Source organism: Acinetobacter sp. WCHAc060042 (assembly GCF_003231195.1).
Lineage (GTDB): Bacteria > Pseudomonadota > Gammaproteobacteria > Pseudomonadales > Moraxellaceae > Acinetobacter.
This window is the reverse complement of record NZ_QKVN01000022.1, coordinates 33,894-46,250: the sequence shown is the minus strand read 5'-3', so window position 1 is coordinate 46,250 and position 12,357 is coordinate 33,894. Positions and strand designations below refer to the sequence as shown.

10 protein-coding genes are annotated in these 12,357 nt (G+C 40.5%); 5 read left to right on the top strand and 5 right to left on the bottom strand.

Annotated elements, in window-relative coordinates; genetic code table 11:
- Entirely contained in the window at positions 1 to 729 is a 729-nt protein-coding gene (locus DPG01_RS10890) for an ABC transporter ATP-binding protein (RefSeq protein ID WP_110975108.1), read from the bottom strand.
- Between the two features lie 11 nt (positions 730 to 740).
- Here DPG01_RS10890 and DPG01_RS10885 point away from each other — a divergent pair, with 11 nt between their 5' ends.
- On the top strand, positions 741 to 1,382 hold the full coding sequence (locus DPG01_RS10885) for an arylesterase (RefSeq protein WP_110975107.1): 642 nt from the start codon (positions 741 to 743) through the stop codon (positions 1,380 to 1,382).
- A 30-nt stretch (positions 1,383 to 1,412) separates the two neighbouring features.
- Here the strand turns inward: DPG01_RS10885 and DPG01_RS10880 are convergent, their stop codons facing one another.
- On the bottom strand, positions 1,413 to 2,027 hold the full coding sequence (locus tag DPG01_RS10880) for a carbonic anhydrase (protein ID WP_086208466.1): 615 nt from the start codon (positions 2,025 to 2,027) through the stop codon (positions 1,413 to 1,415).
- Between the two features lie 311 nt (positions 2,028 to 2,338).
- On the opposite strand from DPG01_RS10880, the gene DPG01_RS10875 reads away from it, so the two are divergent.
- Both DPG01_RS10875 and DPG01_RS10870 read left to right on the top strand, forming a co-directional pair.
- Positions 2,339 to 3,370, top strand: coding sequence for an alpha/beta fold hydrolase (locus DPG01_RS10875; protein WP_110975106.1), 1,032 nt, complete (start codon positions 2,339 to 2,341; stop codon positions 3,368 to 3,370).
- 15 nt (positions 3,371 to 3,385) lie between these two features.
- Positions 3,386 to 4,387, top strand: a complete 1,002-nt coding sequence (locus tag DPG01_RS10870; RefSeq protein ID WP_110975105.1) for a hypothetical protein — start codon at positions 3,386 to 3,388, stop codon at positions 4,385 to 4,387.
- Positions 4,388 to 4,423: 36 nt separating this feature from the next.
- On the opposite strand, the gene DPG01_RS10865 is transcribed toward DPG01_RS10870, so the two are convergent.
- Together DPG01_RS10865 and nfuA are read right to left on the bottom strand one after the other, a co-directional pair.
- Positions 4,424 to 6,628 carry a FepA family TonB-dependent siderophore receptor gene (locus DPG01_RS10865; RefSeq protein ID WP_110975104.1) on the bottom strand — a complete coding sequence of 735 codons (2,205 nt, stop codon included), beginning with the start codon at positions 6,626 to 6,628 and terminating at the stop codon, positions 4,424 to 4,426.
- A 174-nt stretch (positions 6,629 to 6,802) separates the two neighbouring features.
- Positions 6,803 to 7,441, bottom strand: a complete 639-nt coding sequence (gene nfuA / locus DPG01_RS10860) for a Fe-S biogenesis protein NfuA (protein ID WP_004981041.1) — start codon at positions 7,439 to 7,441, stop codon at positions 6,803 to 6,805.
- Positions 7,442 to 7,601: 160 nt separating this feature from the next.
- On the opposite strand from nfuA, the gene DPG01_RS10855 reads away from it, so the two are divergent.
- Positions 7,602 to 8,219 (top strand): rhomboid family intramembrane serine protease, encoded by a 618-nt coding sequence (locus tag DPG01_RS10855; RefSeq protein WP_110975103.1) that lies wholly within the window; start codon positions 7,602 to 7,604, stop codon positions 8,217 to 8,219.
- A gap of 437 nt (positions 8,220 to 8,656) precedes the next feature.
- Positions 8,657 to 10,204 (top strand): hypothetical protein, encoded by a 1,548-nt coding sequence (locus tag DPG01_RS10850; RefSeq protein ID WP_110975102.1) that lies wholly within the window; start codon positions 8,657 to 8,659, stop codon positions 10,202 to 10,204.
- A 474-nt stretch (positions 10,205 to 10,678) separates the two neighbouring features.
- On the opposite strand, the gene DPG01_RS10845 is transcribed toward DPG01_RS10850, so the two are convergent.
- Complete coding sequence (locus tag DPG01_RS10845) at positions 10,679 to 12,298, bottom strand: inorganic phosphate transporter (RefSeq protein WP_110975101.1); 1,620 nt, start codon at positions 12,296 to 12,298, stop codon at positions 10,679 to 10,681.
- Between the last annotated feature and the right edge of the window lie 59 nt (positions 12,299 to 12,357).

Genomic DNA, 12,357 nt, shown 5'->3' with positions numbered 1-12,357 from the left:
TTATCCTCCCGTTCGAGGATGTTCGATCAACTGCCCATCAAGTAATTCAAAATGCCGTTGGCACTGCTCAGCAAGCGTATGATCATGCGTTACTAAAATCAGGGTCGTACCCAACTCACGGTTCAATTGAAACAATAGTTGCTCAATTTCTCGCGCAGTTTGACTGTCCAAATTTCCTGTTGGTTCATCGGCAAAAATAATTTTTGGTTCAGCAATCAGCGCACGGGCAATCGCAACCCGCTGCTGCTCCCCACCCGAAAGTACCTTCGGTGTTTGGCTGGCCTGTCGCTCTAAGCCAACTTTTTGCAATAAACTCAAAGCACGACGTTCAGCTTCGACAAAGTTAAATGAACGATGAAGCCGTAGCGGGAGCATCACATTTTCAACCGCGGTCAGATGAGGTAGAAGTTGAAAGGACTGAAACACAAAACCAATATGCTTTAGGCGAACTTCTGCGCGCTGCTCTTCATTGAGTTTGGAAATACTTTCACCACAAACACTTAACTCACCACTGCTGGCCTGATCCAAAGTCGCCAATATACCAAGCAGTGTGGACTTTCCTGAACCTGAACGCCCTGTAATGGCCACTTGTTCACCTACTGTGATACTCAGATTCAAATCTGAAAAAATAGTGAGTTCTTTTTGTGGAAGTTTAATCTTTTGTGTCAGTTGCTGGGCAGAAATAATCACTTGTGGCATGATGTTTACATTACTTTGAACTTGGGTCATAACATCCCTATATGCAAATATTCGTGCAAAATCGCAAATTTAAAAAACGCATAAATTCATACTTGGTTTTGATTGCACTGTGCATGAGCCCCACTTGGGTTTTTGCAAAAACCGTGATGGTTTTAGGAGATAGCATTAGTGCAGGTTATGGCATAGAACCACAGCAAGCATGGGTAAATTTACTGCAAAAACGGTTAGACCAACAGTATCCGAAACAACACAAAGTGGTCAATGCCAGTGTGAGTGGTGAAACCACCAGTGGTGCTTTAGCTCGTTTACCCAAACTGTTGCAAACGCATAAGCCGAGTGTTGTGGTGATTGAGCTTGGCGGGAATGATGGACTGCGTGGTCAGCCCCCTCAAATGATTCAAAAAAATTTAGCGCAATTGATCCAACAGAGTCAAAAAGCCCATGCCACCGTGGTTGTTTTGGGAATGAAAATACCGCCAAACTATGGCACCGCCTATAGCAAGGCTTTTGAAAATAATTACAAAGTGGTCAGTCAACAATACAAAGTGAAATTACTGCCCTTTTTCTTAGAAGGTGTCGCTGGAAATAAAAGCCTGATGCAAAAAGATTTGGTTCATCCAAATGGTAAAGCACAGCCTATTTTATTAAATTTAGCTTATCCCTATATAAAAGGCGCTTTATAAAGCGCCTTTTAATCTGACCTTCTTCACTGATCAAAAGTCAAAAAAAACCACTTCACCACTTTCAAGTGAGTACTCAGCGCCAACCACTTGTAACTTGCCTTTGGCAATCAAACTCTCAAGCACAGCTGAACCATGACGTAACTGATTTACAGAGGCAAATACATTGGAACGCACTGCATGTTTAGACAGTTTGCATAAGTCATGTTTCAATTCGGTTTGCATCAAAGTTTCAACCGAAGGGCGTACACGGTTTACAATCGACATCAGGTTTGCAGAAGGTGGGCTATCTGGGTTCATCAAAGTATCAATTGTAGCTTGAATCGCACCGCAGTGACTATGACCAAGTACCACAACGACCGCACAGTCATAACGTTCGGCAGCAAACTCCACGCTGCCAACTTGTGATGGTGCAACCACGTTGCCTGCAACACGAATCACAAAAAGATCACCCAAACCTTGGTCAAACACCATTTCAGCAGGTACGCGTGAATCAGAGCAACCCAGTACAATGGCAAATGGATTTTGATCTTCAGCCATTTCTGCCCGTTCATGGTGAGACAGTTGTTTATGGTGGGTTGTCTCACCCGCTACAAAACGTTGGTTACCCTGTTTAAGACGGCTTAAAGCTTCTTGAGCTGTTAGCATTCCTTTTTCCCACCCGATTGTTGTTAAGTCGCAATAGTTTAATCTTAGAGAAATTGATTGTCACTTGCAAAAAACATAGCTGCATATTTTTTTAATTTTTCTTGAATTTGCATTTTAGCTCAGCAGAATAGATATCTAGTTCACACTTTATCTGAATGCGGTATATCCTTTCAAACAAATAATTAATGACATTTGCATAAAAGCGATTAGAATCAAACAGACCCTTAAATAAAAATAAAAACTATTCAAAATCAGAGCATTTTTATCTTATTCGGTCAGTTTTTTCATTCATCTCCGTTTAAGGATGAACCATGATGATGCGCTCAAACCCCCTCTTAAAATACTGTTTAAAAGTCAGCATACTGACGTGGGCATTGTCTTTTTCTTTCGCCAGTCATGCGGTGGAAAATACCATCATCAAAGACAAACTCAGTTTACAAAGCTATCTTGTTCAAGAGCGTGTTACTGCTGGCTTAAAATCCAAAACCCTTAAAGTCGATGATATTGTCTGGGCATATAATGAAGGCGGAGCAGCCGATAAACCAACGATTTTACTAATTCATGGTTTTGCTGGAAATCGGGACAATTGGAACCGTGTAGCACAGTTTCTCACGCCTTATTATCATGTAGTTATTCCCGACCTTCCAACCAACGGCGATACCAAAGTCCCAGATGATTTTGATATTTCTATGCCCAATGTAACTGAGCGCTTACGTCGTTTTGTTGAAGCCATTCATATACAAGATAAGCTGAATGTTGCAGGACATTCCATCGGTGGTTCAATTGCAACCCTGTATGCTGCACAATACCCTTTTGACACGCAAAGTTTATTTTTATTGAACAGTGCAGGGATTTATAAAAACGCCAACACCAACTATGCCAAAGACCCGCAATATTTAAAGCACTTGATTGTGAGTAAACCGGGCGATTTAGATGATGTGATGCAACGTGTCATGCAAACCCCAATCAAAATGCCCTATTATTTAAAACGCGCCCAAGAAAAACAGTTAATTACTCAAGCTGAAAAAAACAGCAAAGTGATTGATCAATTGGTGACCTTAAACCGCATTTATACGACCGACTCTTTTGCCCGAGTGACCCGTAACATTGAAGCGCCCACCCTCATTTTGTGGGGTAAGCAGGACAAAATTATTAATGTCGAAGTGGCGAATGAACTTAAATCCTTATTGAAACGTGCTGAAGCTCCTGTCATCCTTAACAATGTTGGTCATATGCCACTTTTGGAAGCAGAACAGGCCGTTGCACAGCACTACCTACCTTTTCTTGCAAAAACCCAAAAGTTAAAAAACCCATTGGCTGATAAACTGATTCCACTAAATTAATTTTGTTGAGTACGTATGCAGAAACACCCGATGATTGAGCAGCTCATTGAAGCTCATCTTAATTTTTTAGATCATGAGTTTTCGCAAGCAAGTACCGTACAAAATGAATTCACCCTCTTTTATCACTGGTTTAGAAAACAAACTTTGCAGCAACTGTGGAGCTTTGAAGACATCAATGCGCTGTTGCAAAAACAAATCCTAGCCACACCTGCAACAGAACATCTGATTTCACAAATTGCAGAGCACATCAAATTTGCTTTGATTCACCCCATCAATGAATCAACAAAAATTGCCGATGTGATTCCAGTACTCACCATCGACAAAATTGCGCAGTATGTCGCGAGTAAAAGTGGGCATCGTCAACGCCTGATTAAAACTGTGGTAAATAACCCAGCTTTTTCAGCCATGATTACTCAGCTCATTCAGCACTCAATTCAAGACTATTTAAACAACTCCGTCATGACCAAACGTGTGCCGGGTGTCTCTAGTTTTATGAAAATGGGCAAGTCGGTACTTGAAACCGTCACGGACTCAAACCTAAATGACACCATCGGTCATTATTTGCAAAAGAACATCTTAAAACTCAGTCAAATGAGCGAACAAGTGTTAAATCAAAATTTTAATGATGAAAAGCTGTATCATTTTCAAGCCAATCTTTGGCATAAAATCAAAGACATGCCTTTATCAGTTTTAAAAAATTATGTAGAAGTGCAAGACTTGCCTCATACCGTCGCTATGGGTCACGAAATTTGGGAACATATACGTCAAACTAACTATCTGCAGCAACAGGTACATGATGGTGTTTATGCTTGGTACATTCGCAACCAAGAACGTCCTTTTGATTTACTCCTACGTGACTTAAATATCGACGAAGCTTTAATTCAAAATGAACTTCAAGATTTATTGAATCCTATTATTCAAGAGCTCATCCAATCACATTACTTGCGTGATCGAGCACGTTATTATTTAGAACAGTTTTATTATTCTGATCAAGCACAAGCGATTTTAAAGCCATAAAAAAAGCCGCGTTATGCGGCTTTTTTCTTTCATAATTTAGAATGCATACTTCAAGCTCGCATAATAAGCTCGACCTGGTTCGTTGTAGGTTTGGTTCAAGTCATTATTACGAACAAGTTGCTCATCAAATAAATTACTCACACCTAAACGACCGCTAAATTGATCTGTAAATTTGTATCCAACATTAATCCCTGCGATACCATAGCTTGGCACACTTTTCGTGTTCATCGTTGTATTACGCGTTTCAGCAAATTGACGTGGTTTTTGGCGACCATATTGGGTATAAACGAAATTCACATCAAATTGATCTGTAATATCATAGTTGAAAATCGAATTAATCGTGTAATTAGGTACAACTGACAAAGGATTTCCAGTGGTTTTATTCACTGAATCCATCATATAAGTAAAGTTGTTTGTCCAATTAATATTACCAAAATCTAAGCTAACACTTCCTTCTAGACCTTGAATTAAAGCCTTTGGAATATTGGTCCACTCTAATAAATGATATGTTGTTGAACCTACAGTTGTCGTTCCAACAACTTCGTCACCTGATGTGATTTTGTTTTTATAATCATTACGGAACCACGTTAAGCTTGCATTCACAATATCTTTTTCAAACTGGATACCCACTTCCTTGTTAATAGAAGTCTCAGGTTTTAAGTCTGCATTTCCAACTAAATAGCAACTTCCCGAAGCCGTTGCTGTGGTGTCAGGACAACCATTCCCGCGTGTAAAGAGTAAGTAGCCTTCTGCATTTTGATACATATTTGGCGCTTTATATGCTCTTGCTATACCACCTTTTAAAGTGAAGTAATCTCCAAGTTTTTGGGTAATGTTTAAACTTGGACTCCAGTTTGACCCAGACTTACTATGATCATCAAAACGAACTCCCAAGACCAAATCTGTTGCATCAGTTACTTTAAAGTTATCTTCAATATATGCAGAAGCAATTCGTGATTTCATGTGAGTACGATCAGATGGCAACTGTACCAAACCAGAGGCATCTGCTTGTACTGTACTGGTTGCATCACTAAACTTATCTTCAACCCACTCTGCGCCCAAGGTGAGTGCTTGAGGAAGAAATATATCCAATGGAATATTGGTTTCAGCATTAAAACGTGTGGTATCTAGCACCGACGTTTTTTTATCAAATGAATTTGGACTTCCTTCTGGCCCACCAGCTAGTGACTCAGGAATACGCTTATTTTTAGTTTTATCAAATTGAGCCAATAATTTTGTATCACCCCATGCCCATTTTCCTTCATGGGTTAAAGCATAACTGTCTCGGTACATCGTATTAGTTTCTTTACCTAACAATCCATTGACGTACGCAATATTACTAAAGCTAGAATCTGGATTTGTTGCATCTGCATTACTGTTTTGAATATCACCTGTATATTCATTCCCTTGACGACCAAATGAAGTGTCAAGAGTCAAGCTCTGTTGATCATTAATCTGCCAAGCTAAACGCCCTGAGATATCTTTATTCTCAACGCCTTCTCGACCTGCTGCACGACTACCACTTTCTGTCAGTGGGTTGATATCTGCAGCATCCGCATCTGTCTTGTTATAATTTCCATATAAACGATAAGACAATACGTCCTTAATAATTGGACCACTCAAGTTAAAACTTTCTCGATGGCTCGAACCTTCTTTTGAGTTCTCAGGTTGGTTAGTAAATACCTCAACCGAACCATGAACTTCGTTTGTGACTTTTTTAGTTTTAATATTAACAACACCACCCATGGCACCTGAGCCATAACGAGCAGCCGCAGGACCACGCAATACTTCAATAGATTCAATCGCATCTGCAGGCACCCAGTTTGAGTCACCGCGGGTATCACGTTCCCCTCTCCAGCCATAACGCACAGAATTTCTCGAATTCACAGGCTTACCATCAACCAAAATCAAGGTATTTTCTGGCCCCATACCGCGAATATCAATTTGGCGGTTATTACCACGTTGTCCCGTTGCACTATTGCCTGTTAAATTTACGCCAGGCATCCGACGTACATATTCAGAAATATCATTTACAACAGGTAATTTTTCTAAATCTTTATCCGTAATAATAGATGCGCCTAGAGACTGCTTAACCTGTTCCTCAGCCGTTAATACAATCGTTTGTAATTGTGTTGTATCTTTTTCTGCCCCAGTAGTCAGCGATTCATTCGCCATCGCAAATGAACTCATTGCCCCTACAACAGCCAAAGCCAAAGTTGATCTCGTCAGATTTTTACCCATAACGCATACACCCAAATACAAAAGAAGGAGAGATTGTGTAAATTTCGTAGGGTATCTTAACAAATGATAAACATATTGCAATAAATATTGATAATTATTCTCAGTTACATTTTACCTTTAGATAAAATATAACCCCCTAATTTAAGGAGGTTATTTGGTAAAATGGTTTAAAAATTATTTGAAGTACGCGCCTTCTGCCTGCGTATGATCCGTCTGGTCAATAACACGACGTAACTCAGGAATGTGTTGTTGCAGAGTCGTTTCAACACCTTGTTTCAAGGTGACATCAATTGCTGAGCAACCTTGGCAACCACCACCAAATTTCAATACAGCCGTTAAACCATGCTCTTCATCTTCAACAACTTCAACCAATGCACAGTTACCGCCATGACCAGCTAGACCTGGGTTAATTTCAGACTGAAGAATGTAAGTAATACGCTCTTCAATTGATGCATCAGGACCTACACGTGGCACTTTCGAATTCGGTGCGCGGAAGGTCAATTGCCCACCAAAACGGTCTTTATTGTAATCAATCACCGCATCCAACAAATATGGAATAGACGGTGTGTCGATATATGCAGGAAAGTCTGGATAATCTTGACGATAATCAGTTGGGATCACTTCTTCAGGCGCGCTATATGCCATACAACATTCAGCACGTGGTGTACCCGGATTTTCAACAAATACACGTACAGCAATACCAGGTGTATTTTGTTTTTCTAATAAATCACGTAAATACTCTTGTGCAGTTGGAGTAATCAATAAGTTTGGAATTTCCTCTGCAACTGCAGTGCTGCTGTTCTCAGTCGACATAACAATCATTTCCTCAAGCTGAAGCTGCTATTTTAACTGAAGATGCGGGGTAATGAAAAAAAATCAACCAAAATTGTCGGATTTATTGTGAAAGTTCATCTTTTCAATCAATTTAATGGCATTATGACTACAAGTTATTCATTTGTAGAACATCTCAGAAATGTTGCATTTACCTTTTAATCATACAGTTACAATCATTATTATTACTGTCATTATTTCTATGGTGGCATTTTCAAACCAGAATGTCATGAACCGTTTGATTTTTTGGCCACCTGCAATGCAACGTGGACAATACGATCGTTTCATTACTCATGGCTTCATTCATGCCGATGGTATGCACCTTTTGTTCAACATGTTCACCCTGTTTTTCTTTGGTAGCATTATTGAAAGTTTTTACCGCCAATATTTCTATGACTTAGGCTTCGTTTTATTTTATTTGGGTGGTTTAATTTTCGCCATTTTACCAAGTTATTTAAAACATAAAAATGATGTGCGCTGGGCAAGCCTTGGCGCCTCTGGTGCAGTCTCTGCGGTACTATTCGCTTATGTATTGTTTGAGCCTTGGAAGCTGATTTTTGTGTTTTTTATTCCTGTACCCGCGATTATTTTTGCTGTGCTCTATGTGGCTTATAGCATCTGGTCTGGCAAGAAAGGCAACTCCAACATCAATCATAGCGCTCACCTCTGGGGTGCAGCTTATGGCGTAATTATGACTGTCATTTTAGAACCACGTTTAATTCCGCATTTCCTAAGCAAATTGACTCAGCTCCCATTTTGAAACTGGGTTGACAGGCTACAAATACCTTGAATCAGGCGATAACACAAATCCAATAACATTTTCGTAGCACAGGCGGACCACGCTTTTAAGATAAGAATCAGGACAATCATGAAAGAGAGAGATTGCAATAAAAGTCATATCTATCTTTATCACATTGATGATGTTCCTTACTTTAATCGGCTGTGCTATACAAACATTTGAAGGGCATATCGTCTACGGGCCTGATCATTTTGATTATCCATCTGGTCATGACGATTTTTGCCGATTGTAACCCAGCCTAAAAGATCACTATTCACGCAAAAGTCTACTATATCTAAGGCTTTATATTGCACATACTTTTACACAAATTTGGTATGAAATGCCAAGTGAGAATTCAATTTGGCATAGATAATGTATACAACTGTATATAAATAGCAAATGCCAGTGAGATTTCTTGCATGTCCAATCCCCTAGATGGTCTTCAATTTCCAATTCATCCAAAAACACAAAAAGCCAGCACTTCACGCACTGGGAAAGAAATTATTGCGGAAGCACTAGCTAATGTCGATCATCAAATTGCTGTTGAGGTGTTGGCCGAGAAAAACTGGCGTAAACAATATCCGCGCTATTTTAAATCCTTGGTTGAGTTAGGCATTGCCAATCAAACAGCTCCTATTCAAATTGCTCAGGATGGATTAAACAAGGCACATCATGTTTTTGAATTCTATCGTGACAATCAAAAATATCTTGTTAAAGATGTAATGTCGCTTGAAACAACACCCTTGCATACTATTAAACTCAAAGGTGAAAGCACTGCTCTGCCTGAGTGGTCAGTGCCTTATAAAGGCACACAGCTTAAAGGTGAGAGCTTACTCGCTCAAATCCAAATATGGTTAGAGGCTGGGGTGATTGAACCAAGTCATGCCCAAGCACTGATTGCCTGCGTTGAACATCCAGAATGGTTCGATTTATCTGATCGGACCATGGTGCTTTTTGGCGCTGCATCTGAAGCAGGTCCTCTCACATGGTTATCGCAATGGAAAGCCAATATCGTAGCGGTAGATCTACCCAATCCACGCGTATGGGGCAAAATTTTAGACACCATTCAACATGGCAATGCCACCTTATATGCTCCATCTGTTGAAGCATTGAATGCGGATACGCCTGTTTCAGTGTTAAAGGAAAAGCTCGGCGCAAATCTTCTCACGCAGACTCCAGAGATCGCACAGTGGTTAGCACAAAACCCACATCAGTTAGACTTGGCTGCCATTGCGTATCTGGATGGCGAAAAGCATGTTCGTGTTTCTGTGGCAATGGATGCGATTATGCAATATGTCAGCGAACAGAAAGCGGATACCAGTTTGATGTATATGTGTACACCAACCGATGTTTATGCAGTGCCTGAGGAAGTGATCACAGCATCTGAACAAAAATTTAATGGCCGCTCTAAAACGCAACAAATGCTCAGCAAAAGTATTTCAATGCTTAGTAGACAATACTTCTTTAAGAAAAACTTACATGGTTTAGTGAGCTCAGACAATAATAAAGAATACGGTATTGCCGATTGTTTAGTGGTTGAGCAAGGACCTAACTATGCCTTGGCTAAACGCATTCAGCAGTGGCGCGCAACACTGGCACGCTCACAAGGCCAACGCGTCAGCATCAATATTGCGCCTTCAACTACAACGCACTCTGTCACCAAAAATCCATTGCTTAAAGCAGCATTTAACGGTGCAAGCTTATTTGACGTTGAAGCATTTAAGCCTGAAACAACCAATGCAATTATGGCTGCTCTATGGGTTCATGACCTGCGTAATCCTGAATCTGTAGCGAATCCAGAGGTCAAACTTGAGCATCCTCTAGAACTGATGATGCATGGTGCAAACCACGGCGGACTATGGCGTGTGGCTTATCTGGCAAGAACTGCTCTACCCTTTGCAGCACTATATGGCTTTGCAGCGGACAAGCTCCCACTCGAAAAAGTGTTCGCAAAACGTAAAAAATAAGACTCAAATGCTACTCTCTTAGGCAGCCATACGGACATAAAACACAACCTCAACTTAGAGACAACCAGTTAAGGAGCCTCCTCTTCATCTCCTTAACTTTTTAACCCTATACTGTGAGGTCTTAGTGTTCCTAAGCTCAATATTGGTCGTTCGTTTATTCCTGCAACGTTTAGGTCTTATTCGCTAAGTAAGAAGTGAAGCATCGTAGAAGTAACATTTTGCGGTGCAATGCGCCCCACAGAAAATCTGTTCAATCTATAGATACGAAACAACTTTGCATTACAAAATAGTCCATTTTGAATGCCAATGACTGCATCTTGCACTACGAATAAATGCAATGCTTTTATTTCTGCTCAAATCGTGAGTAGTGTTAGCGTATATTGAATAAAATCGAGAATTGAAAAGAAAATGCCAGTCAGTTTATGAACTGACTGGCATTATGACTTCAAATAACGTTTTTCTTTACATTACAGATTAAACAAACTGTAGGAACAACCAGAACAAACCACCTGATAAACAGATTGTTGCTGGCAGGGTGAAAACCCAAGCCGAAAGAATGGTTCTGACAGTTGCAAAGTTCAGACCTGACTTATTTGCCACCATGGTCCCTGCAACCGCAGAGTTGAGTACATGGGTCGTCGATACAGGCATACCAAAACCATCTGCCGCAGCAATCGTAGTCATCGCCACCAGCTCTGCTGACATGCCTTGACCATAAGTCATATGGTTCTTACCAATACGCTCGCCCACGGTAACTACAATACGCTTCCACCCCACCATTGTTCCTAAGCCAAGTGCAAGTGCCACAGCCACTTTTACCCAGTTTGGAATATACTGAAGGAACGAATCGAGGTTACTACGATATTCTTTAACGGTCTTTTTCTCCGCATCAGACATCGCTGGTAATTGATCTGCCTTATCTAAACGTTTGAAAGCTGTCGTACTTAAGTACATATCATTACGTATAGAAGAAACTTCTGCCTCTGGAATATCTTTTAAATCACCATAATGTCCAACACGTTCACCCAAATGATCAGTCAAACTTGCTAATGCAGGCACAACTTCAGGAGTCATTTCTTTAGTTTGAATATATTGGGTAATGACTGCACGGGCTTTTTCATCAGCGATATCCTCATGCTGAGTATAAATTACATTTGCTGTCTGATTCGAAAGCTGTGCAAATGACTGAATGTACTGTGAATCCAAATTCTTATTTAAAGAATAAGCCAAAGGCACAATACCAATCAAAATCAGCATGATTAAACCCATACCTTTTTGACCATCATTTGAACCGTGTGCAAAACTTACACCCGTACAGGTAAAAATCAAAATAGCACGAATCAGAGGTGGTGGTGGCTTGTTACCTTCAGGTGGTTGAAATAGTTCAAGTTGACGCTTGAAAATTGTTTTAACCAACAAAAATACGATCGCTGCAAAGGCAAAACCAATCAATGGCGAAAACAATAAAGCCTTGCCGACTTTGATCACTTGATCCATGTCTACACCCGAAGCACCACTGCCTGAATGCATCAGGTAGTTCATAATGCCCACACCCAAGATTGAACCAATCAAAGTGTGTGAACTTGATGCTGGGATACCTAAGAACCATGTCCCCAAGTTCCACAAAATCGCAGCAATCAACATGGCAAACACCATGGCAAACCCTGCACCTGAGCTGACATTCATAATCAACTCGACAGGCAAAAGTGCAATAATACCGTAAGCTACTGCACCACTTGCCACCATAACCCCAAGGAAGTTACAGAAACCTGCCCACATTACCGCAACTGGCGCTGACAGTGCATTGGTATAAATCACCGTTGCCACAGCATTGGCTGTGTCATGGAAACCATTTACAAACTCAAAGCCCAACGCAATGAACAATGCCGTCGCTAAAAGGATTAGAGAGTAAAGATTCAGTGCAGGAACATGCGATAAGTCAGCAGAAAGCTGAAAGCCAATATAAATTAGCGTTGAAATAATGACCGTTAAAAACACCGGCATAAAAAATTTCGGCGTAGGTACGTGCACATTTGTCGACTTGACTTGTGTCACGTGCACCTGATCTTGGACAGGAGGAATATTAGAATTCATGCAGACGGCTAAAGAGGATATCAATATCCCCTATTGTTCAATTTAATTGTGACAATTAT

Coding starts and splice junctions, on each gene's coding strand:
- DPG01_RS10885 (WP_110975107.1), top strand. CDS start 741: ATGCAAATATTCGTGCAAAATCGCAAATTTAAAAAACGCATAAATTCA.
- DPG01_RS10850 (WP_110975102.1), top strand. CDS start 8,657: ATGTCCAATCCCCTAGATGGTCTTCAATTTCCAATTCATCCAAAAACA.
- DPG01_RS10875 (WP_110975106.1), top strand. CDS start 2,339: ATGATGATGCGCTCAAACCCCCTCTTAAAATACTGTTTAAAAGTCAGC.
- DPG01_RS10865 (WP_110975104.1), bottom strand. CDS start 6,628: ATGGGTAAAAATCTGACGAGATCAACTTTGGCTTTGGCTGTTGTAGGG.
- DPG01_RS10845 (WP_110975101.1), bottom strand. CDS start 12,298: ATGAATTCTAATATTCCTCCTGTCCAAGATCAGGTGCACGTGACACAA.
- nfuA (WP_004981041.1), bottom strand. CDS start 7,441: ATGTCGACTGAGAACAGCAGCACTGCAGTTGCAGAGGAAATTCCAAAC.
- DPG01_RS10880 (WP_086208466.1), bottom strand. CDS start 2,027: ATGCTAACAGCTCAAGAAGCTTTAAGCCGTCTTAAACAGGGTAACCAA.
- DPG01_RS10855 (WP_110975103.1), top strand. CDS start 7,602: ATGTTGCATTTACCTTTTAATCATACAGTTACAATCATTATTATTACT.
- DPG01_RS10870 (WP_110975105.1), top strand. CDS start 3,386: ATGCAGAAACACCCGATGATTGAGCAGCTCATTGAAGCTCATCTTAAT.
- DPG01_RS10890 (WP_110975108.1), bottom strand. CDS start 729: ATGACCCAAGTTCAAAGTAATGTAAACATCATGCCACAAGTGATTATT.